Annotated in this window: 15 protein-coding genes; 10 read left to right on the top strand and 5 right to left on the bottom strand. The window is 61.5% G+C overall.

Annotated elements, in window-relative coordinates; translation table 11 throughout:
- Positions 1-91 precede the first annotated feature (91 nt).
- The 5 genes from treZ to treS all read left to right on the top strand — a co-directional run bounded on the left by treZ (position 92) and on the right by treS (position 12,962).
- Positions 92-1,981: a malto-oligosyltrehalose trehalohydrolase gene (gene treZ / locus K419_RS0109295; protein WP_026841342.1), complete on the top strand. Its 1,890-nt coding sequence runs from the start codon at positions 92-94 to the stop codon at positions 1,979-1,981.
- A complete protein-coding gene (locus tag K419_RS0109290) occupies positions 1,968-4,412 on the top strand; it encodes a DUF3536 domain-containing protein (protein ID WP_026841341.1) in 2,445 nt (814 codons plus the stop codon). Before treZ ends, K419_RS0109290 begins: the two co-directional genes overlap by 14 nt.
- Positions 4,413-4,424: 12 nt before the next feature.
- Complete coding sequence (locus K419_RS0109285; protein ID WP_026841340.1) at positions 4,425-7,406, top strand: malto-oligosyltrehalose synthase; 2,982 nt, start codon at positions 4,425-4,427, stop codon at positions 7,404-7,406.
- A gap of 10 nt (positions 7,407-7,416) precedes the next feature.
- Complete coding sequence (locus K419_RS0109280) at positions 7,417-9,399, top strand: alpha-1,4-glucan--maltose-1-phosphate maltosyltransferase (protein WP_026841339.1); 1,983 nt, start codon at positions 7,417-7,419, stop codon at positions 9,397-9,399.
- 212 nt (positions 9,400-9,611) lie between these two features.
- Complete coding sequence (treS, locus tag K419_RS0109275; protein WP_026841338.1) at positions 9,612-12,962, top strand: maltose alpha-D-glucosyltransferase; 3,351 nt, start codon at positions 9,612-9,614, stop codon at positions 12,960-12,962.
- Positions 12,963-13,088: 126 nt separating this feature from the next.
- Here the strand turns inward: treS and K419_RS21860 are convergent, their stop codons facing one another.
- From K419_RS21860 to ku, 5 genes are all read right to left on the bottom strand, one after another.
- The gene (locus tag K419_RS21860; RefSeq protein ID WP_035497096.1) at positions 13,089-14,039 is read right to left on the bottom strand and encodes a YihY/virulence factor BrkB family protein; all 951 of its coding nucleotides are present in this window, start codon (positions 14,037-14,039) and stop codon (positions 13,089-13,091) included.
- Positions 14,040-14,238: 199 nt separating this feature from the next.
- Positions 14,239-15,099, bottom strand: a complete 861-nt coding sequence (locus K419_RS0109265; RefSeq protein ID WP_026841337.1) for an SDR family oxidoreductase — start codon at positions 15,097-15,099, stop codon at positions 14,239-14,241.
- Between the two features lie 36 nt (positions 15,100-15,135).
- Positions 15,136-16,341: a zinc-dependent alcohol dehydrogenase gene (locus K419_RS0109260; protein WP_026841336.1), complete on the bottom strand. Its 1,206-nt coding sequence runs from the start codon at positions 16,339-16,341 to the stop codon at positions 15,136-15,138.
- Positions 16,342-16,386: 45 nt separating this feature from the next.
- Positions 16,387-17,118: an SRPBCC family protein gene (locus K419_RS0109255; RefSeq protein WP_026841335.1), complete on the bottom strand. Its 732-nt coding sequence runs from the start codon at positions 17,116-17,118 to the stop codon at positions 16,387-16,389.
- A gap of 179 nt (positions 17,119-17,297) precedes the next feature.
- The gene (ku, locus tag K419_RS0109250) at positions 17,298-18,077 is read right to left on the bottom strand and encodes a non-homologous end joining protein Ku (RefSeq protein WP_026841334.1); all 780 of its coding nucleotides are present in this window, start codon (positions 18,075-18,077) and stop codon (positions 17,298-17,300) included.
- 316 nt (positions 18,078-18,393) lie between these two features.
- Between ku and K419_RS0109245 the strand changes: the two genes are divergently transcribed.
- From K419_RS0109245 to K419_RS0109225, 5 genes are all read left to right on the top strand, one after another.
- Positions 18,394-20,019: a DUF748 domain-containing protein gene (locus tag K419_RS0109245; RefSeq protein WP_026841333.1), complete on the top strand. Its 1,626-nt coding sequence runs from the start codon at positions 18,394-18,396 to the stop codon at positions 20,017-20,019.
- A gap of 34 nt (positions 20,020-20,053) precedes the next feature.
- Positions 20,054-20,206: a DUF3309 family protein gene (locus K419_RS23100; RefSeq protein WP_084154170.1), complete on the top strand. Its 153-nt coding sequence runs from the start codon at positions 20,054-20,056 to the stop codon at positions 20,204-20,206.
- A 45-nt stretch (positions 20,207-20,251) separates the two neighbouring features.
- Positions 20,252-20,434: a DUF6496 domain-containing protein gene (locus K419_RS0109235; RefSeq protein ID WP_026841332.1), complete on the top strand. Its 183-nt coding sequence runs from the start codon at positions 20,252-20,254 to the stop codon at positions 20,432-20,434.
- Positions 20,435-20,475: 41 nt separating this feature from the next.
- Positions 20,476-21,039: a quinol:electron acceptor oxidoreductase subunit ActD gene (locus K419_RS0109230; protein ID WP_026841331.1), complete on the top strand. Its 564-nt coding sequence runs from the start codon at positions 20,476-20,478 to the stop codon at positions 21,037-21,039.
- A 102-nt stretch (positions 21,040-21,141) separates the two neighbouring features.
- Positions 21,142-21,657: a hemerythrin domain-containing protein gene (locus K419_RS0109225; RefSeq protein WP_026841330.1), complete on the top strand. Its 516-nt coding sequence runs from the start codon at positions 21,142-21,144 to the stop codon at positions 21,655-21,657.
- Positions 21,658-21,969 lie beyond the last annotated feature (312 nt).

Here is a 21,969-nt window from a genome sequence, read left to right as displayed (position 1 = left end):
CATTGACAGGAGTAAAGTCTAAGGTACTTTTAATAAACTAATTTTTTTGGATGGCATTAATGATACGGCCCGCGCTTGCAGGAGACGTCCTATGGTAGCTGCTGCCTGGAAATTCGACTTGGGGGCCACCGTGCTCAAAGAGGGAGGAGCCCGCTTTAGGGTCTGGGCCCCGAAGTCGCAGACGGTGAACCTCCTCATCCTTTCAGGCAAGGCGGCCGGCGCGGTCCCCATGCAGCAGGAGGAAATGGGGTACTACTCCGCCACGGTTGCCGGGGTGGCCGACGGCGACCGCTATCTCTACCAGCTCGACAACGGCAAGACCTTCCCCGATCCCGTTTCGCGCTACCAGCCGGACGGGGTGCACGAGCCGTCCCAGGTGGTGGACCCCGATCTGTTCGAATGGGGGGGCGAAGGGTGGACCGGCATCCCGCTGGAGCAGTACCGGATCTACGAGATCCACGTCGGGACCTTCACCAAGGAGGGGACCTTCGAGGCGGCCATACCTTTTCTCGACCACCTGGTGGCCTTGGGGATCACCGCGGTCGAGATCATGCCGGTGTCGCAGTGCCCCGGCAAGCGCAACTGGGGTTACGACGGCGTCTTTCACTTCGCGCCCCAGAGCAGCTACGGCGGCCCGGACGGATTGAAAAGGCTGGTGAACGCCTGCCATAAGAAGGGGCTCGCGGTGCTCCTGGACGTGGTCTACAACCACTTCGGGCCGGAGGGTAACTACCTCTGGGAATTCGGCCACTACTTCACCGACAAGTACCGCACCCCGTGGGGGCGGGCCATGAACCTGGACGGTGCCTACAGCGACTCGGTCCTCGAGTTCTTCTTGCTGAACGCGGGGTACTGGATCAACGAATTCCGCTTCGATGGCCTCAGGCTGGACGCGGTGGACTGGATCTTCGATCAGACGCCGAAGCCGCTTTTGCAGCGGTTGGCCGAGGAGGTGCACCTGCACCGGGAACGGCTGGGGAGGGAGATCTTCCTTTTCGCCGAGAACGACACCAACGACGCGCGGCTGATCATGTCGCCGGATAGATGCGGTTTCGGCCTGGACGCCCAGTGGTGCGACAATTTCCACCACGCGCTGCGCACCCTGCTCACCAGGGAGACTACCGGCTACTACGAGGACTTCGGCCAGTTCAGACAGATGGTGAAGACCTACGAGGAAGCCTTCGTCTTCACCGGCGAATATTCCCACTACCGCAAGCGCCGCCAGGGCGGCCCGGCGAAGGACCTCCCCACCTCGCAGTTCGTGGTCTTCTCGCAGAACCACGACCAGGTGGGAAACAGAAAATGCGGGGACCGGCTGAGCGGGAGCCTCCCGGTGGGACAGCTCCTGTTGGCCGCGGGGGTGGTGATCCTTTCCCCCTACATACCGCTGCTGTTCATGGGCGAGGAGTACGGGGAGAAGGCCCCCTTCCATTACTTCATCGACCATGGCGACCCCGAGCTGGTCGAACTGGTCCGGAAGGGGAAGCATGAGGAGCATGCCTCCGGCATCTGCGAGGGGGAGATCCCCGACCCGGCGGCGGAAGAGACCTTCCTGGAGTCGAAGATAGACCTTGCCGGCGAAAAGGTGGGGGAACAGGAGGTAATCCTCGAGTTCTACAAGAAGCTCTTCTCTCTGCGCAGCATCTTGCCCGCGCTCCAGGTGTTCCAGCGCGAACAGATGGAGGTGTACGGGATGCCTCAGCAAAAGGTCCTCTGCTTCAGAAGGTGGTCCGGCCCGAACTCGGTTCTTTGCCTGTTCAGCTTCAACAACATGCAGCAGGAGATCCCCTTGCGGCTTCCGGAAGGGAAGTGGGAGAAGCTGCTTGATTCGTCGGCACAGCACTGGCTCGGGCCGGGGGAAGAGGCGCCGGTGAAGGTCGAGGTGACAGGAGAACCGGGGGAGATTCCGTTATCGATCAACCCATTCAGCGTGGTCGTGTACGCCGCCGACCTGACAGGAGGAGCACATGGAACAAGCTAACGAGCGGTTCGTCTGCATTCACGGCCATTTTTACCAGCCGCCGCGCGAGAACCCCTGGCTCGAAGCGGTCGAGATCCAGGATTCCGCCTTCCCCTACCATGACTGGAATGAGAGGATCACTGCCGAGTGTTACGCCTCCAACTCCGCATCGCGGATATTGGACGGCGAACAGCGGGTCATGGATATCACCAGCAACTACGCCAAGATCAACTTCAATTTCGGCCCTACCGTTCTCTCCTGGATGCAATTCGCCGCCCCGAAGATCTACCAGGCAATCCTTGACGCGGACAAGCTGAGCATGGAGTGGCGCTCCGGACACGGCTCGGCCATAGCCCAGGTCTTCAACCACATGATCATGCCGCTGGCCAATTCCCGGGACAAGCGGACCCAGATCATCTGGGGGATCAAGGACTTCGAGCAGAGGTTCCAGCGCTTCCCCGAAGGGATGTGGCTCGCCGAGACCGCCGTGGACCTGGAGAGCCTGGACCTCCTGGCGGAATACGGGATCAAGTACACCATCCTCGCCCCGCACCAGGCGGCGGGGTACCGGGAACTCGGCGCAGAGGAGTGGACCGAGACGGAGATCGACCCGACCCGGGCCTACCTTTGCAAGCTTCCTTCCGGGCGCGAGATCAGCCTCTTTTTTTACGACGGTCCCATATCCCGCGCGGTCGCCTTCGAGAACCTTCTGGACAGCGGCGAGGCGCTCGCCAACCGGCTGGTCGGAGGATTCACTGAGGACCGCGACTGGTCCCAGCTCATGCACATCGCCACCGACGGCGAGACCTACGGACACCACCAGAAGTTCGGGGACATGGCGCTCGCCGCCGCCCTGAACCACATCGAGCTGAACAACCTGGCGCGTCTCACCAACTACGGCGAGTACCTGGAACTCTGCCCACCGACGATGGATGCGAAGATCCACGAGCGAACCTCCTGGAGCTGCGCCCATGGCGTTGAGCGCTGGAACAGCGACTGCGGCTGCTCCGGCGGGGTGCCGGGATGGAACCAGCAGTGGCGCGGCCCCTTGCGCGCCTCGCTCGACTGGCTGCGGGACCGCCTGGCGCAGGGCTTCTCGCGGAAGGGGGCGGAACTCTTCAAGGATCCCTGGCAGGCGCGGGACGCTTACATCGAGGTCATCCTGAACCGGGAAATGGAGCGGGCGGAAAGCTTTCTGGCCCAGCACGCGAAAAAGGATCTCGACGCTTCGGAGAAGATCACCGCGCTGAAGCTTTTGGAGATGCAGCGCCATGCCATGCTGATGTACACGAGCTGCGGCTGGTTCTTCGACGAGCTCTCAGGGCTGGAGACGGTGCAGGTGATCGATTACGCCAGCCGCGCGTTGCAGCTCTCCGAGGGGATCGCGGAACATGGTGTGGAGAAGGCCTTTCTGGACCGCCTGAAGGAGGCGAAGAGCAACATCCCTGAGCACCAGGACGGGCTCTGGATCTACCAGAACTTCGTGCTCCCCATCCGGCTGGACCTGGTCAAGGTCGGCGCCCACTACGCCTTCAGTTCGCTCTACGAGGAGTATGAGGACCATTCCCAGATCTACTGCTACGCCATTGCCAAGGAGGAGTACAGCAAGGTCTCCACCCCCGATGCGGTGATAGCCATGGGGCGTATCCACGTCGCCAGCGAGATCACCGAGGAGAACGCCTGCCTCACCTTCTGCGTCATGCGCCTGGGGAGCCACGACTTCAAAGGGGGGGTGATCGAAAGCTGCGACGGCGAGGCGTATGCGGCCATGCGGGAGGAGATGAGCGCCACCTTCGACAAGGGGCTCTACACCGAGCTGGTCACCTTGATGGACAAGCACTTCGGCACCCACAGCTTTTCGCTTCTGAATCTCTTCGCCGACGAGCAGCGCAAGATCATCAACGTCATCATCAACCAGAACATGGAGGAGAGCATCTCCAGCTACCAGGAGATGTTCGAGCGCAGCCGCCCGCTGATGGAGTTCGTCAAGGAGACCCGGGTCCCGGTGCCGCACATCTTCCTGGCTGCGGCCGAGCCGGCTCTGAACCAGGCGCTGAAAAAGGCAATGAGCGAGGAGGAGATAGACGAGGACGCGGTGCACCGCATCATCGGTCAGATCAAGAAATGGCAGGTGGGGATCGACGGCGGGGACACCGAGTATTTCATGCGGCGGCACATGGAGAGCATGTCGGCGCAACTGATGGAGAATCCGGACGACGTGAAGCTGATGGGGAGGATGCTGAAGTACATGAACCTCCTGAACGAGCTCCCCATCAACCTGGTGCTCTGGCAGATGCAAAACGACTACTACACCCTGGCCAAGTCCGTCTACTCCGAGCACGCTGCAAAGGCGGCCAAGGGGGAGGAGGGGGCGGCCGCATGGATCGAGGCGTTCCGGAAACTGGGGGAAACCTTCCGCTTCAATCTCGGCGCAGTGCTGCCGCAGGGGTAGCCAGGGGGGAGCATGGCAGAGAAATATAAGCCGGCTGCGAGAATCCCGACGGCCACCTACCGGCTGCAGTTCAACGCCGGCTTCACCTTCGCGGACGCCACCGGGATCATCGGATACCTGAACGATCTCGGGATCAGCGACGTCTACGCCTCCTCGTACCTGGCTGCCAAGGAAGGAAGCGTCCACGGCTACGACGTGGTGAACCAGACCGTGCTGAACAGGGAAGTGGGGGACGAGCAGAGCCACCTCACCATGGTGGAGGAGCTCAAGCGGCACGGGATGGGGCACATCCTGGACTTCGTACCCAACCACATGTGCATCGAGAGCGGCGAGAACCTCTGGTGGATGGACGTCCTCGAAAACGGGATGAGTTCCCCCTACGCGCACTTCTTCGATATCGATTGGGAGCCGGTGAAAAAGGAGCTGACCGGGAAGGTGCTGCTGCCGCTTCTGGGGGACCAGTACGGCAAGGTGCTGGAAGGGGGCGGTCTGCAGCTTCTTTTCAGGAACGGGGCCTTCTTCGTTCAGGTTTACGCGCTGCAGATCCCGCTGGAGCCTAGGAGCTACCTGCAGATCCTCCAGCACCGGCTGGACGCGTTGAAGGAGAAGTTTCCGGCGGAGGCGGCGCCGGTCGAGGAACTCTTGAGCATCGAGACGGCGCTGCAGCACCTGCCGCTGGCGACCGAGCAGGACCCGGAGAAGATGGGGGAGCGGCACCGCGAGAAGGAGATCATCAAAAAGAGGCTCTGGCAGCTCTGCCAGGAGTCGCCGGAGGTGGCGGCCTTCATCGCCGACAACGTGAAGAGCTTCAACGGCAGCAAGGGGGACCCGCGCAGCTTCGATCTTATGGACAAGCTCTTGCGGGAGCAGGCGTACCGCCTCTCCTACTGGCGGGTGGCGACGGAGGAGATCAACTACCGGCGCTTCTTCGACATCAACGGCCTGGCGGCCATCAGGATGGAAGACCAGGCAGTCTACGACCTGACCCACACGCTCTTGTTCCGGCTGATCCGGGAGGGGAAGGTCACCGGTGTCCGCATCGACCACGTGGACGGGCTCTACGATCCCGTTTCCTATCTGCAGAATCTCCAGAAAAGCAGTTACTTTCAGTTGCGGCAGGCAGGCTCCCCGCTTCCCGCGGATAACGGGGAGGAGAAGGAGGCGCTCGAGAAGGAGTACAACGCGCTCCTGGAGACGGATCCCTGCTACAAACCTTTCTACGCCGTGGTGGAGAAGATCCTGATGAAGGGAGAACTGCTCCCCGACCAGTGGCCGGTCTTCGGGACCACGGGGTACGACTTTTTGAACAGCTTGAACGGCATCTTCGTGGCCACCGAGAAGGCGAAGCAGATGGACCGGCTCTACGACCGGTTCGTGAAGTGGGGGAGAGATTTCCCTGATCTCGTCTACGAAAAAAAGAAGCTGGTGATGCAGGTGTCGCTCTCCGGCGAGGGGAACATGCTGGCGCACCAGTTGAACAACATCGCCGAGCAGGACCGGCTCACCCGCGACTTCACCCTGAACAGCCTGGCCCGCGCCATCAGCGAGGTAATCGCCTGCTTCCCGGTGTACCGCACCTACGCCAACTCGGCCTCCATGCGCGACAAGGACGTGCAGTACATCGAGGCGGCCGTGTATAAGGCCAAACGGCGCAACCCGGCGATCAGCGGCTCCGTGTTCGACTTCGTAAGGGACGTGCTCTTGTTGAAATCCCCGGAGCGGGCGAGCAAGAACGACCGCCGCGCCTGGCTCTATTTCGCCATGCGTTTCCAACAGATAACCGGGCCGGTGATGGCCAAAGGGCTCGAGGACACGGCTTTCTACGTCTATAACCGGCTGGTTTCGTTGAACGACGTCGGGGGGATGCCCGGGAAGTTCGGCACCACCCTCGAGGCCTTCCACGGCCAGAACCTGGACCGGAACAAGACCTTCCCCCACGCCATGATCGCCACGGCGACCCACGACTCCAAGCGCGGCGAGGACGTACGCACCAGGATCGATGCGCTATCCGAGATCCCGGAGCTCTGGCAGAAGTCCGTGGTCAGGTGGAGCAGGTTCAACAAGGGGAAGAGCACCTCCATTGAGAACCAGCCGGTGCCCGACCGCAACGAGGAGTACCTCCTGTACCAGATCCTTCTGGGGGACTGGCCGGCAGGCGAGATGGACCAGGAAGAGTACAAGAGCCTCAAGGGGAGGGTCCGGGATTACATGGTCAAGGCGCTCCGGGAGGCCAAGGTCAACACCAGTTGGGTGAGCCCGAACATCGCCTACGAGGAAGGGGTGACCTCGTTCGTGGACCGGATCCTCGAGCCGGGGCCGGAAAACGTGTTTCTGCGCGAGTTCTTGCCGCTGCAAAGGCGGTTGGCGCGCTGCGGCATCTTCAGCTCGCTTTCGCAGACCTTCCTGAAGATGGTCTCCCCCGGGGTTCCGGACTTCTACCAGGGGACCGAGTTCTTCGAGTTCACCCTGGTCGACCCGGACAACCGCCGCCAGGTCGATTACGGCAAGAGGATTGAGCTGCTCGCCGACCTCAAGGCGCGCGAGGCTGAAACGGGTCCGGAAGCGCTCTGCCGCGAACTGATGGGGAAGGCGAAAGACGGCAGGATCAAGCTCTATCTCATCTACCGGGTCTTGAACTACCGCAGGAGCAACCGCGGCCCCTTCGAAGGGGGGGAGTACCTGCCGCTGGAGGCAAAGGGGACGCGGGAGCGGCACATCTGCGCCTTCGCCCGGAAGGGGAAGGAAAAGACCGTGATAGCCGCCGCCGCGCGGCTGGTGGCGACCCTGATGCCGGCGGAGGGAAGCCTCCCCTTGGGGGAGGAGGCCTGGCAGGACACGGTCCTGGTGCTGCCGGAAGGGTGCGGGGGCAGGTTCAGGAACATCGTCAACGGCGAGGAGATAGAGACGCGAGAGCACGGGGGGGGGCAGGTGATCCCGCTGGCGCGGCTCTTCGGGCAGGTGAGCGTGGCGCTCTTGGAGTCCGCCTCCGCGTAAAGGAGAAGCTATGGAAGGCAGAGCGCGGATAGCGATAGAGGGGGTCCACCCGCAGATCGATTGTGGCCGGTTCGCCGTGCAGCGGGTAACCGGCGACGAGATGGTGGTGCAGGCGGACATCTTCAGCGACGGCCACGATGAGGTGGTGGCAATGCTGCTCTACCGCAGGCAGGGAGATGACGAGTGGCAGGAGACCCAGATGCAGCGCCTGGAGAACGACCGCTGGCAGGGGAGCTTCAAGCTGGGGGAACCGGGGTTCTACGAGTACAGCCTGCTCGGCTGGGTGGACCATTTTCGCACCTGGCAGCGCGACCTGCAGAAAAGGTTCGAGGCGGGGCAGGACGTCTCGGTGGACCTGAAGATCGGCAGCAGCATCCTGTCGCAGGCGGCCACGGAGGCGAAGGAGCCGGACGCCGAGAAGCTGCGCCAGGCGGTGGAAGCGCTGAACCAGGAACCGGAGCTGGAAGGGGCGGTGGCGCTCGGACTCGACACCCGGCTTGCCGACCTGGTCAGCACCTGCTGCGCCCGCGGCCTCGCCACCCGCTACCACAAGGATTTCGTGGTCCGGGTGGACCGGAAAAAGGCGCTTTTCAGCAGCTGGTACGAACTCTTCCCGCGCTCGCTGGGGGGAGTGGAGGGGAGGCACGGCACGCTGAAGGACTGCATCGGGATCCTCCCGGACATAGCCGAGCTTGGCTTCGACGTGCTCTATCTCCCCCCCATCCACCCCATCGGCATCAGCAAGAGAAAGGGGAAGGCGAACCGGGTCGAGGCGGAGCCCGGGGACCCGGGGAGCCCCTGGGCCATCGGCTCGCCTGAGGGTGGGCACAAGTCTATACATCCCGAACTGGGAACCCTGGAGGATTTCCAGGCCCTGGTCCTCGAAGCGGATCGGCAGGGCATCGAGATCGCCCTCGACATCGCCTTCCAGTGCTCGCCGGACCACCCCTACCTGAAGGGGCATCCCGAGTGGTTTCTCTGGAGGCCGGACGGAACGGTCCAGTACGCGGAGAACCCTCCCAAGAAATATCAGGACATCGTCCCGTTCAACTTCGAGACGCCGCAGTGGCAGGAGCTTTGGGAGGAGCTTAAGAGCATCTTCTTCTTCTGGATGGACCGGGGGGTGCGCATCTTCCGGGTGGATAACCCGCACACGAAGCCCTTCCCCATGTGGGAATGGATCATCGCCAAGGCGAGGGAGAGGGATCCAAACGTCATCTTCCTCGCCGAGGCGTTCACCAGGCAAAAGATCATGTGCCGGCTGGCAAAGCTCGGCTTCTCGCAGTCCTACAGCTATTTCGCCTGGCGCAACAGCAAGCGGGAGCTGACCGAGTACCTGACGGAGTTGACCCGAAGCGACGCGAAGGAGTTCATGCGCCCCAACTTCTGGCCCAACACCCCGGACATCCTGACCGAGTACCTGCAGTACGGGGGGCGTGCCGCTTTCATGATCCGGGTGACCCTGGCGGCGACGCTTTCCTCCAACTTCGGCATCTACGGCCCGGCGTTTGAGCTCTGCATCCCGACGGCGGAGGCCGCCGGATCCGAGGAATACAAGGACGCCGAGAAGTACGAGATCCGCCCATGGGACCGCAAGGGGCCCGGGAACATCAGGGAGCTGATCTCCAAGCTGAACCGGATCCGGCGCGAGTATTCGGCGCTGCAGGAGACCTGCAACGTGCAGTTCCTGGAATCCGACAGCGACAGCGTGCTCTTCTTCGTGAAAACCTCCAGGAAGCAGGGGGGGGCGCTTCTGGTAGCCGTGAACCTCGACCCCTTCCGGATCCGCAGCGCGAAGCTGCGCCTGCCGCTGGGGCTTCTCGGCGTCCTGTCCGGACAGTCGTACCTGTTGCACGACCTCTTGAGCGGCGAGCGCTCCATTTGGCAGGGGGAGTGGGCCAACATGACCCTCGACCCGCAGCTGGCGCCGGCAGCTATCTTCCGCCTCAGCACCTGGCTCCGCAAGGAATCCGATTTCGATTACTACTTATAGCTCGCGCCCGGTCTCCCGCGTTAACAGGGAGACCGCTATTCCCAGGCTCACAGCGACTCCCCCTCCCCCTGCGGGAGCGGTAGGAGGCATCACATATACCTGTCAAGATTTCCCCTCCCCTTGCGGGAGGGGGCAGGGGGGTGGGGGAGGCGCCACGTCATCGGCGGGGGGCGCCGTCACCGCACTCCCTGGGGAAAAAAAAGGGGTAAGCCATGCCACAGCGCAGCGACAAAAACCCGCTCTGGTTCAAGGACGCCATCGTCTACGAGGTGCACATCAGGAGTTTTTGCGACAGCAACGGGGACGGCATCGGAGACTTCCGGGGGCTGTTGCAAAAACTCCCCTATCTGCGCGACCTGGGAATCACGGCCATCTGGGTGCTCCCCTTCTATCCCTCTCCCCTGAAGGACGACGGCTACGACATCGCCGACTACCGCAGCGTTCACCCGGACTACGGCACCCTGCGCGATTTTCAGGACTTCCTGAAGGGTGCCCACGCCCTCGGCATGCGGGTCATCACCGAGCTGGTCTTAAACCACACCTCGGACCAGCACCCCTGGTTCCAGAAATCCCGCACCTCGAAGCCCGGCTCCCCCTGGCGCGACTTTTACGTCTGGTCCGACACACCCGACAAGTACCTCGACGCCCGCATCATCTTCAAGGATTTCGAGGTCTCCAACTGGACCCGCGATCCCGTCGCCAAGAGCTACTTCTGGCACCGGTTCTATTCGCACCAGCCCGACCTCAACTACGACAATCCCCGCGTTCACGAGGCGATGTTCCGGGTCATCGACTTCTGGCTCGGGATGGGGGTGGACGGCCTCAGGCTCGACGCCGTCCCCTACCTCTACGAGCGTGAGGGGACCAACTGCGAGAACCTCCCGGAAACCTACGAGTTCCTGAAGAAGCTGCGCGCCTACATCGACGCCAAGTATCCGGACCGGATGCTCCTGGCCGAGGCAAACCAGTGGCCGGAGGACGCAGCCTCCTATTTCGGGGGGGGAGCCGCCTGCCAGATGTGCTTCCATTTCCCGCTCATGCCCCGCATGTTCATGGCGCTGCAGATGGAGGATTCCTTCCCCATCATCAACATCCTGCAGCAGACCCCGGTCATCCCGCAGCAGTGCCAGTGGGCGCTCTTCCTGAGAAACCACGACGAGCTCACCCTGGAGATGGTGACCGACGAGGAGCGGGACTACATGTACCGGATCTACGCACGCGACCCGAGGGCGCGCATCAACCTGGGGATCCGGCGCCGGCTGGCGCCGCTCATGGGGGACGACCGGCGCAAGATAGAGCTGATGAACGTCCTTCTTTTCTGCCTTCCCGGCACCCCCATCATCTACTACGGCGACGAGATCGGCATGGGGGACAACTATTATCTCGGCGACCGCAACGGGGTGCGCACGCCGATGCAATGGAGCCCGGACCGAAACGCGGGCTTCTCCCCGGTGAACCCGCAAAAGCTCTACCTCCCCGCCATCATCGACCCTGAGTACCACTACGAGGCGCGCAACGTCGAGAACCAGGCGAAGAACCCCTCTTCGCTTCTTTGGTGGATGAAGCGGATGATCGATCTGAGGAAGCGGTTCAAGGCCTTCGGCTGGGGGAGCGTCGAGTTCATGCCGATTGAGAACTCCAAGGTGCTGGCCATGGTCAGGAAATATGAGGATCAGTCCATCGTGGTGCTGATCAACCTCTCCCGTTCCACGCAGTTCGTGCAGGTGAACCAGCCGCGCTTCGCCGGCTTTTATCCCGAGGAGATGTTCAGCCGCAACCGGTTCCCGGTCATCAAGGACTCCCCTTATGGCGTCATCCTGGGAGCTTACGACTACCACCTTCTGCTCATGAAGGACGGAAACGAAGAGGTCAAGCCTCGGGAGGAGGGGGTGCTGGAAGAGGTTCCGGTCACCGGCAGTTGGGAGAACGTGCTGAGGTCGGCGGGGCTAAGGCAGTTGGAGCAGTCGGTCCTTCCCGAATACCTGAAGAGGTCCCGCTGGTTCCAGGGGAAGAGCCGGATCATGGTCCGCTTTTCGGTGATGGAGAAGGTTCCCGTCCCGGTCAACAGCTCCTCGGTCATCCTCACGCTTTTGGAGGTGAGCTACAGCGAGGGGGCGCCGGAGACCTACCTGCTGCCGCTGCATTTCGTCTCCATGGACGGCGGAGGCGAAGGGATCCTTACCGAGACGCCGGCCGCCGTCGTCTGCAAGCTGCGCATCGGCGACAAGGTCGGAGTCCTCTACGACGGCACCTACAACTCCCACTTCCGCTGGTCGCTTTTCGAGATGATCTGGCGCCGCAAGGCGATCCGCACCGACGGGGGAAGGCTCACCGGGCGCCCGGCCGGCGGGATGGGCGCGCTCATGGAAGGGAAGGAGCCTCCGTTCGTCTCCCAGGTGGGGAAATCGGAGCAGAGCAACACCTCGATGCTCTTCGACAAGCACTTCTTCCTGAAGCTGTACCGGCGCCTGGAGGAGGGGGCGCATCCGGAAGTGGAGATCGGCAGGTTCCTCTCGGACCGGATCCATTTCCAGCACGTGGCGCCCCTGGCCGGGACCATCGAGTACCGGCGACCCGGGCTGGAGCCGGTGGCTATCGGGATGCTGCAGGCCTTCGTCCCCAACCAGGGGGATGCCTGGGCCTTCACCCTCGGGGAAGCGGGGCAGTTCATCGATCGTGTGCTGGCCCATCGCGAGGAGGCGAAGGAATCTGGGACTCCCGCCGTCGCCCAACCGGACACCGCGGCCACCGGCTTCTCCACCGTGCTGCATGACCTGATCCAGGGGTTGTACCCGGAGATGGTGGCCCTGATCGGAAAGCGCACGGCGGAGCTGCACCTGGCCCTTTCCTCCCGCAGCGACGACCCCTCCTTCGCGCCCGAACCCTTTGCGCTTCTTTACCAGCGCTCGGTGTACCAGTCGATGCGCAGCCGCACCAGGAAGGTCTTCGACCTCTTACGCCGGAACCTGGGCCGGCTTCCCCAAGAACTAGTGCCGGAGGCCGAGGCGCTTCTGGGGATGGAACCGGACGTGCAGGGGGCCCTGCAGAAGTTCACAATCAGCAAGTTTTCGGCGATGAAGACGCGGGTCCACGGCGACTACCACCTGGGGCAGCTCCTCTACACCGGAGACGATTTCCTGATCATGGACTTCGAAGGGGAACCGGTGAAATCCCTGGGAGAGCGCAGGATCAAGCAGTCGCCGCTCAGGGACGTGGCGGGGATGATGCGCTCCTTCGAGTACGCCGCCCACGCCGTGCTCATGCAGAGGCCCCAGGTCCGGGAAGAGGACGTCGCCTTCCTGCTCCCCTGGATCCAGGCTTGGTGCCGGTACAACTCCTCCCTTTTCCTCGCCTCTTACCAAAAGGGGGTGGAAGGGTGCAACTTCATGCCGGACCGTCCGCAGGACGTGGAGACGATGCTGCGCTGCTTCATGCTGGACAAGGCAATCTACGAACTGGGGTACGAACTGAACAACCGCCCGGATTGGGTCTCGATACCGCTGCGCGGCATAGTGAACCTGCTGGCGTCGGAAAAGAGCGTTCCCAAGCTGGAGGGGCAATGATGTTCGCCCCGCCCCCTCCAGGGGGAGGAGCCGCAGCAAAAGGGGACAGGCTACTTTTTCAAATCAAAAAGTAGCCTGTCCCCTTTTTACAGTGCGCCGTGCGCTGAGCCTTTATTCACCGCGGTGCTAGCGCTTCTGGTCCTTTTCTTCCTTCATCTCCTCGTTCACGTCCTCGCGCGGATCGCTCACCTCTCCCGCCACCTTCTCGCCCGGTTTTTTCCCTTCCGCAGAGCTGTGCTCGATCACTGAATTGACCACGGCGCCCGCCAGGATGATGAGCCCGGTCAGGTAAAGCCAGAGCAGCAGCACGATCACTGCGCCGATACTGCCGTAGGTCTTGTCGTAGGAGCCGAAGTTGTTGATGTAATACGAAAACGCCAGGGACATCAGGATCCAGCTCGGGATGGCGATCACGGCGCCGGGGCTGATCCAGACCCATTGGTGCTCGACGTCGGGGGTGAAGTAGTAAATGACCGCGACGGCGAGGACGAGGACGAACAGGGTGACCGGCACCAGGGCGGCGAACCACGCCACCTTGAACGCCCCGCCGAAGTTGATCAGGCCGGCTACGTAGTCGCCGATCTGGTTGCCGAACATGAGCGCCGCCATGGCAACGAGGAACAGCACCGACAGCCCGACCACCAGCCCGATGGCGATCAGGCGCACCTTCCAGAAGGGGCGCCCTTCCTTGACGTCGTAGAGGTTGTTCATGGAGTCCATGACGGAAACGATAGCGTTGGAGGAGGCCCAGAGCGCAAGGACGATCCCCATGGAGAGGAGCCCTTGCTTCTTGTTGGTGAACAGCGCCTGGATGTTGTCCTTGATCAGCGTGAAGGTTTCGCCGGGAAGGACCCTGGAGGCGTTGTCCAGCACGTAATCCAGTAGGTGCGGGATCGGCAGGTAGGCGATCAGCGTGGTCAGGAAGAGGAGGAATGGGAAGGAGGCGAACAGGAAGTAGTACGCCATGGCGGCGGAGTGCTCCGGGCAGTCCTCTTCCGAGAACTTCTTGAAGGCCCTTTTGGCCAGTTCCTTGTAGCTCGTGTCGCCCAGCTTGAAGTATCTGCGCAGTGAGAACATGGTCGGCTCCTTGACGAGGTCAGCCTGCCGCCTTGCGGGGCAAGGGCGCGGCTATCTCTTCGTTGTTCGGCTCGATGGCCAGGTCGCTTGGGCGGGTGAGCAGGGAGGGAGCGGTTTCGGGCGGGAACCCCTTTGTCCATGCTCCCTCTCCCTTTGGGAGTGGGGATTGGGGGAGAGGGCCGGGGTGAGGGCCCCCTGGCTATCCTCCGACGATGGTTCCGCCGTTTGGATGCAGCACCTGCCCGGTCATGTAGGAGCCCCCTTCGGAGGCGAGGAAGACGTAGCTGTGCGCCACTTCCACCGGCTGTCCTGCCCTCTTCAAAAGCACGTTCCCGCCGAACTGCTCGGTCTTTTCTTCCGGGAAGGTTCCGGGGATGAGCGGGGTCCAGATCGGACCTGGGGCGACGGCGTTCACCAGAATCCCCTTGTCCGCCAGAGAAAGGGCGAGCGAGCGGGTGAAGGCGACGATGGCCCCCTTGGTGGAGGAGTAGTCGAGGAGGTTGGGATTTCCCCTGTAGGCGGTTACCGAGGTGGTGTTGATGATCCGCGACCCCTCTTGCAAATGCTTGAGCGCGGCCTTCACCAGATAGAAATAGGAAAAAATGTTGGTCCTGAAGGTCCGCTCCAACTGCTCGGAGGAGATCTCTTCTATGCTCTCGCGGTAATGCTGCTCGGCCGCGTTGTTCACCACTATGTCCAGCCGGCCGAATGCCTCCACCGTCTTTTTCACGATGTCGAGGCAGAACTGCTCCTGACCCACGTCACCCCGGAAGGCGAGGCAGCGCACCCCCTCCCGCTCCACGATGTCCCGGGTCTCTTTCGCGTCCTGGTCTTCCTCCAGGTATCCGAAAGCGATGTAGGCACCCTCGCGGGCAAAGGCGATGGCGACGGCCCGGCCTATGCCGCTGTCGCCGCCGGTGATGAGGGCGGTTTTTCCCTGCAGCTTCCCGGCCCCGCGGTACTCGAACTCGCCGCTTTGCGGCCGGGGCGTCATCTCGGCTTCTTTTCCCGGCTGCGCCTGGCGCTGCGGCGGGAACTGTTTCCCTTCTTCGGTCGGCATCTGGTATCTCCTTTGACGGCGTGCTGCGCGGCCGGGTTACGGGGAGGCTGGTTCTGTCTTCGGGGCGGCGTGCTCCGGTGTGAGCGCGATCTTGATGCAGGAATCCTGCTTCTTCAGGAAGGTGCGGTAGCCGGCGGGCGCGTCCTCCAGCGACATCCTGTGGGTGATGATGGAGGAGGGATCGATCTGCTGCTCCGCGACCAGCTTCACCAGGTGAGGGAGGTACTTGTGCACGTGGGCCTGCCCTCCGCGCACGGTGAGCCCTTTGGCGAAGATGGCCCCCATGGGGAACTTGTCGATGAATCCGCTGTAGACCCCGGAGATGGAAAGGGTGCCCCCCTTGCGGCACGCCCGCACCAGCTGGCGCAGCGCAGAGGCACGGTCGGTCTCCAGACGCAGTGTCTGCTTCACCAGATCGTAGACGTCCTCGATCCCGGTGCCGCGAGCCTCGAGGCCCACCGCGTCGATGCAGGAGTCGGGACCGCGGCCGCCGGTCATGTTCTGCAACTGCTCGGCTACGTCCACCTCCTCGTAGTTGAGCACCTCGGCCTGGCACTGGCTGTGCGCCATCTGCAGGCGGTCGGGGAACCGGTCGATGCCGATCACCCGCTCGGCTCCGAGAAGCTTCGCCGATTTCATGGCCAGAAGCCCCACCGGTCCGCATCCCCAGACGGCGACGGTATCCCCCGGGTTGATATTGCAGTAGACGGCGGCCTGGTAGCCGGTAGGCATGATGTCGGTTAAAAGCACCACCTGCTCGTACGGTATCCCGTCCGGTATCTTCTCGAGCCCCACGTCGGCGAAGGGAACCCGGACGTACTCGGCCTGGCCGCCTGCATACCCCCCGTAGAGGTGGGAGTAGCCGAAGATCCCGCCGCCGGTGTCGCCGTAGATATGCTCCATCATCCAGGAGTTCGGGTTGGTGTTGTCGCAAAGCGACCAGAGTTCGTGCTTGCAGTACCAGCACGCGCCGCAACTGATGGGAAACGGCACGATGACGCGGTCGCCGACCCTGAAGCGGGTGACGTCTGTGCCGGCCGCGACGATCTCGCCGACGAACTCGTGCCCCAGGATGTCCCCTTTCTTCATGGTGGGGACGTAGCCGTTGTAAAGGTGCAGGTCGGAACCGCAGATGCAGGTGAGGGCGACCTTAACGATGACGTCCCCCTTCTGTACGATCTCCGGGTCGGGTACGGTGTCCACCCGCACGTCCTGCTTGCCATGCCAGCATACTGCCCTCATATCTCCTCCTTGTCGCGTCCCGGGTTCCGGGCGCTCGGCTCGGTTTTACTCGGCGGTCCGCCGCGCTGTCGTCTCCTCGCCCACTTCGAGGATCTGTTTCAAGCGCTTGAGATCCTCTTCCAGCTGCTGGGCGTTCAGGCCGTGGGCGATCTTCATCGCGGCCCTTCCGGCGGTGCCGCCGGGGGGGTAGTAGTCGATGCTTACACGCACCTCGGTGCCGCGGTTGCCGGGGGCCTCCTTGAACTCCACCGTTCCCTTATTGGGGATGTCGGCGTTTCCCACGGAGTGCCAGCTGATCTGCTGCCCCGGGGTTTCCTCCATCATCTCCGCGTCCCATTCCGCAGAGAGTCCCCCGGGTCCGACCGCCTTCCAGTGCGAGGTACGCTCACCGGTGACCTGCACCGATTCCAGATGCTTCATGAAACGGGGCAGGTTCTCCAGGTGGCGCCAGAACTCGTAGACCTGGTGCGGCGGCAGTCCGATGGTCACCACCTTCTCTATGCGCAGTCCCGATCCCTGTGTGTGCACGGTGTCCACCCCCATCGCCTCATACATGCCGCAGTGCCCGGTCTGCCCCCGGTAAAGGAGCATCCCTCCGCTGGCGATCATGGCCAGGCCGGAGAGGTAGTTCTTCCTGCCGATGCTCCAGAGCCCGGAGAGGGCCAGTGCCGCCCCGCCTGCCATGGACGCCTTCCGCTCTCCCGGTCCCACGTTCACCCGCTTCTGCCTGCTTTGCCCGCGGTACGCGCGGCTCTGCTCGGTTGCGCTGGTTTCCATGCTTATCCTCCTTAGAACCATCGATGCCGTTTTTTATTAGTAGCTTTTAAGAATTGAAATAAACTAACACAGCGACTTTGGATTGCAACAGACGTGGGGGGATTTTGCAGGGTCAAGAACAGGTGGGGATGGGAGGGTCTGAGGAGGGGAGAAAAGTAGCCTGTCCCCTTTTCGTTGCTTCAGGCAGCCTCTTTTCTTTTCTGCTTAATGCTCTCCTTCAAAAGCGCCATCATGTCGGCGACTTTCGATGGAGGAGGCTGTTTGGCCTGGGGGGCGGGCATTCTTCCCTGGGCCTTTTCCTCTATGATCCGCTTCAGGTCGTCTACGTACTGGTCCTTGTATTTCTCGGGGTCGAACTTCACAGTCAATTGGTCGATCAGGGAAAGCGCCAACGCCACCTCCTGCTCGCGCAGGTTCTCATCCCCCGGCAGTTTCAGGTCCGAGGCGTCCCGCACCTCCTCGGCGTACCTGATCTGGTTCAGCACCAGCACCTGGTCCAGCGGTCTTAAGATGCCGATGCTCCCCCTGTTCCTGAGCACGTAATGCGCTACTCCAACCTTTCCCGAACGCTTCAGCGCCTCCCTCAAAAGCGCATACGCCTTGGGCCCGGTCTTCTCCGGTTCCAGGTAGTACGGCTTCTCGAAGAACCTGGTGTCGATCTCCCGCTCGTCTATGAAATCGACGATGTCGATCAGGTGGGTTTTCTCCAGGCTCGCGTTCTCGAAGTCCTGGTCGGTCAGCACGATGTATTCGCCGTCGCTGTACTCATACCCTTTCACGATCTCCTCATAGGGGACCTCCTGATTGTCATTCTTGCAGACCCTAAGGTATTTGATGGGGCAGAGATCGCTCTTGCGCAGCATGTCCAAGTCAAGCGTGTTGCTTTGGGAACCGCTGTAAAGCTTCACCGGGATATTCACCAGGCCAAAGCTGATCGAACCGGACCACATCGCCCTCATGTCTCACCTCCTCACCTTGCCGTACCTTGTTCGAAGAGGCACGGCGCGGTTTACATTGCTGAATTTGTCGATGCAGGTGGATTTTACCATTAATGGAGCACCGCGCCCTCCGGTTTCTCTGCTTAAGCGCTGCCGCGCTGATGAAGAAGCGGCGCAGGCTTGCTGCGACAAAGTGCAATGCCGGCGCCGTTTTCTGCCGCAAAAACGGCGCGCTAAAAGCGGCTGCCGCGATTGACAAAGCAAAGCGAGTGCATACATTTGTTAGCGGAATTTAACCATAAGTAAGGGCAGGGAGCGGCAAGGCCCTGGAGAAGATATGGCTGAAGAAAGCGGACACCATGCGCACGGCGCAGGTAGGAAATTGCTGAGCACGAAGCCGCTGCTCTGGATAGTGGGAATCATCGTCGCCCTGGCCCTTATCCTGTTCGTCGCCAGTTTCTTCATCGACGAACCTTTGCGGCGCATGACCGAAAAGAAGATGAACCAGAGCCTCAAAGGGTACTCGCTCCGCCTTCCCAAGCTGCATTTCAGCCTGATCGGGCTTTCCATCACGCTGAAAGGGCTTACCGTGTCGCAGCAGGCGCATCCTGAGCCGCCGGTGGCGGAGTTCCCGTACCTGCGGGCCAGCGTTCATTGGCGCGAGATACTTTCCGGAAAGCTGGTCGGAGAGATGAGGCTGGACGACCCGAAGATTCACATAAACCTGGCACAGCTAAAGAGCGAGGCCAAGAGCAAGGTTCCCATGAAGGAAAAGGGGTGGCAGCAGGCAGTGGAGGCCATTTACCCCTTGAAGATCAACCTGCTGAAGATCAATGACGCGAGCATTACCTACATCGACCAAGATCCGAAGCGTCCCCTCGTGCTCAGCAACCTGGACCTGGAGGCAAACAACATCCGCAATATCCACCTGCCGGACAAGGTCTACCCTTCCTCCTTCCATCTTGAAACCGATATCTTCAAGACTGGCCACGGTACCGTCGACGGCAAGGCAAATTTTCTGGCCGAGCCGACACCCGCGGTGAAGGCGGACCTGAAGCTGGAAAAGGTTCCCATCGACTATTTCCAGCCGGTTTTGGCCCGCTACAACATGTCCGTCCAAGGCGGGGCGCTGAGCGGCAACGGCGACATCGAGTACGGACGCAAGGTGCAGACGGCGCGCCTGAAAAAAATGGTGATCAGCGGGGTCACTATGACCTACTTCCATTCGGAAAAGACCGCGGCGGTGGAGAAAAGAAGGGCGGAAAAGGTGAAGGCGGCGGCGAAAGAGGTGAGCAACAAGCCGAACCTGGTGCTGAGCATCGAACAGTTCGACCTGATCCGCTCCAACCTCGGGATGATGTACAACGCAGGCGGGAAAAAGTTCCGCATCTTTGTCGCCGACACCGATTTCAGCCTGAGCAACTTTTCCAACCAGTTCTCCCGGGGGGCGGCGAAGGCGAAGCTAAGCGGCAAGTTCATGGGTAGCGGCTTGACCAGCGCATCGGGCGACTTTCGTCCCGAGAAGAACGGGCCGGACTTCGACCTCTACCTGAAGATCACCAACACCCAGCTTACCTCTCTCAACGATCTGCTCCGCTCCTATGGGGATTTCGACGTCACGGCGGGGACGTTTTCGCTGGTGACCGAGCTGCATGTGAAGAACGAGAGGGTGGACGGCTACATCAAACCGTTTTTCCGCGACATGAAGGTCTACGACCGGCGCCAGGACAAGAACAAAGGGTTCTTTAAGCAGGTAAAGGAGATTCTGATCGGGGGCATCGCCAAGATCCTTGAAAACAAGCCGCGGGACCAAGTGGCGACCAAGGCGGACATCTCCGGTCCTTTGAAGAGCCCGCAGACCAGCACCTGGCAGATCGTGGTGCAACTGGTGCGCAACGCGTTCTTCAAGGCCATCCTTCCCACTTTCGAGAGGGATGTCACGGCACTGGGGAAACAGCGCTAGAGAAGGACCCGCCGCAAAGGCAAAGGAGGTGGCTATGAGAAACATCGTGCTGCTGATTCTGATCCTGCTGGTCATCGCGGTGCTGCCGACCTGGCCCTACAGCGCGGGATGGGGTTACTTCCCGAGCGGCGGGTTAGGGGTGGTGCTGATGGTCCTGCTGCTGCTGGTGTTCATGGAACGCATCTAGCGGCGACCGGCAGGTGTGGGAACGACGGGCAACGAGGAGGCGAACATGCAGAAGTACGGGAAGAAAGCGCAGGAAACGGTGCATGAAGTCATGGACAAGTTCAAAAAGGGTGACTTGAAAAGCGGCAGCGGCAAAAAGGTGACAGACCGCAAGCAGGCCGTTGCCATCGGTCTTTCGGAGGCGCGCGAAAAAGGGGCCAAGGTGCCTGAACCTCCGAAGAAGAAGTAGCCAGGCACCATAACCAGCAAGGAAACTAAAAGGAGGCTGTCATGGCAAAAAACATCGCGGTATTCGGCATCTATCACAGCAGGGAGAGCGTCGAGAACGCCGTCGACGCACTGAGGGCAGCGGATTTCCGCAACACCGACATCTCCGTGCTCTTCTCGGAGAACGTCGGCACCAAGGACTTCGCCCATGAGAAGCACACCAAGGTCCCCGAGGGGTCGAGTGCGGGCGCTGGGACCGGTGCGGTGATCGGCGGGGCGTTGGGCTGGCTCACCGGCATCGGCGCCCTCGCAATCCCGGGCGTCGGCCCGTTCATCGCGGCGGGTCCGATCGTGGCAGCCTTGGCGGGCGTGGGAGCAGGCGGAGTAATCGGCGGCATAGCCGGCGCGCTGGTGGGGATGGGGATCCCCGAATACGAGGCCAAGCGTTATGAGGGTCGGGTCAAGGAAGGCGGAATTCTCCTCTCGGTCCACTGCGACAATGCCGACTGGAAAAAACGGGCCATGGATCTGCTGAGGCAGACCGGCGCAGCCGACATTGGGTCGGAAGGCGAGTCCAAGGCCGACTTCGCCAGCTCGGACAAACCCAAGCCGCGGGGGACCGCATAAAAAGGTGCCCACCCCTTTCGCCATCCCCACCCTGCATGCGGCGCGGCTTCCGGGGGATTAAGCGATGAGGGGCGAACGGCAAATCGTCAATAGGAGGACCGAATGCCGACCACCAAATCAAGCAGCGAATCGCACGCCAAGTCGTCGGAACTCACCATCTTCGACGTGCTGAAGCAGGATCACGAGAAGGCCCGCTACCTGTTCGACAAGGCTCAAAAAGCGGGCCGCAAGGAGATCTCCACACTGCAGAAGCTCTTCGCGCAGCTGGAAGAGGAACTGGAAATTCACATGGAAGGCGAGGAGCGTTTCTTCTACAGCGTCCTGGAGCAAAACGAGGAGATGCGCGACAAAGTGCTGCAGTCCTTCGAGGAGCACCAAGTGGCGAAGACCATGCTCGGTACCTTCCAGGCGCTCGCCGTCGACGACGAGCGCTGGATGGCGAAGATGCAGGTCCTGAACGAGATCGTCGAGCATCACATGCAGGAAGAAGAGCGCGAGGTCTTCAAGCTTGCCAGAAAGGCGTTAGGCAAGGAGCAGCAGCACGAGATCGCGGTGCAGTTCCAAAGAAACAAGCGTGAGGGACGCAAATCTTCCCGGGGAGCCTCGGTAGAGGGGTAGGGAGTCAGACAGCAAGGGGAAAAGGCGGCGCCGCATCAGGAAAGAGGTACTCTCCGGTGCGGTGCCGCTTTTTTTTTGTGACAGTCAAAAAGAATGCTTGTGTAGCGGTTAATGTATGTTATAAAATTATTTTGCACTCAGAAGAACGTTACCAATACGTTATAAAAGAAATTCTGAGAGCACTAAACTGCTAAACCAGGTAACTAGGTACTCATAAGTTTTGACCACACGGGGCATGGCCGTGGGCCGGTAGAGAGGCGGCTAGGTCTATGACAGAGACCCGCAGACTCCTGAGTAAAGTGGACATTTCTG

This window comes from Citrifermentans bremense R1, from assembly GCF_000426865.1.
In the GTDB taxonomy this organism is placed as follows: Bacteria; Desulfobacterota; Desulfuromonadia; order Geobacterales; family Geobacteraceae; genus Geomonas; species Geomonas bremensis.
Note: the sequence above shows the minus strand (reverse complement) of the source record. Positions and strands in the feature narration are given on the sequence as shown.

Excerpts from the sequence above, each read along its gene's own strand:
- treZ (WP_026841342.1), top strand. The coding sequence starts at position 92 with ATGGTAGCTGCTGCCTGGAAATTCGACTTGGGGGCCACCGTGCTCAAA.
- K419_RS0109290 (WP_026841341.1), top strand. The coding sequence starts at position 1,968 with ATGGAACAAGCTAACGAGCGGTTCGTCTGCATTCACGGCCATTTTTAC.
- K419_RS0109285 (WP_026841340.1), top strand. The coding sequence starts at position 4,425 with ATGGCAGAGAAATATAAGCCGGCTGCGAGAATCCCGACGGCCACCTAC.
- K419_RS0109280 (WP_026841339.1), top strand. The coding sequence starts at position 7,417 with ATGGAAGGCAGAGCGCGGATAGCGATAGAGGGGGTCCACCCGCAGATC.
- treS (WP_026841338.1), top strand. The coding sequence starts at position 9,612 with ATGCCACAGCGCAGCGACAAAAACCCGCTCTGGTTCAAGGACGCCATC.
- K419_RS21860 (WP_035497096.1), bottom strand. The coding sequence starts at position 14,039 with ATGTTCTCACTGCGCAGATACTTCAAGCTGGGCGACACGAGCTACAAG.
- K419_RS0109265 (WP_026841337.1), bottom strand. The coding sequence starts at position 15,099 with ATGCCGACCGAAGAAGGGAAACAGTTCCCGCCGCAGCGCCAGGCGCAG.
- K419_RS0109260 (WP_026841336.1), bottom strand. The coding sequence starts at position 16,341 with ATGAGGGCAGTATGCTGGCATGGCAAGCAGGACGTGCGGGTGGACACC.
- K419_RS0109255 (WP_026841335.1), bottom strand. The coding sequence starts at position 17,118 with ATGGAAACCAGCGCAACCGAGCAGAGCCGCGCGTACCGCGGGCAAAGC.
- ku (WP_026841334.1), bottom strand. The coding sequence starts at position 18,077 with ATGAGGGCGATGTGGTCCGGTTCGATCAGCTTTGGCCTGGTGAATATC.
- K419_RS0109245 (WP_026841333.1), top strand. The coding sequence starts at position 18,394 with ATGGCTGAAGAAAGCGGACACCATGCGCACGGCGCAGGTAGGAAATTG.
- K419_RS23100 (WP_084154170.1), top strand. The coding sequence starts at position 20,054 with ATGAGAAACATCGTGCTGCTGATTCTGATCCTGCTGGTCATCGCGGTG.
- K419_RS0109235 (WP_026841332.1), top strand. The coding sequence starts at position 20,252 with ATGCAGAAGTACGGGAAGAAAGCGCAGGAAACGGTGCATGAAGTCATG.
- K419_RS0109230 (WP_026841331.1), top strand. The coding sequence starts at position 20,476 with ATGGCAAAAAACATCGCGGTATTCGGCATCTATCACAGCAGGGAGAGC.
- K419_RS0109225 (WP_026841330.1), top strand. The coding sequence starts at position 21,142 with ATGCCGACCACCAAATCAAGCAGCGAATCGCACGCCAAGTCGTCGGAA.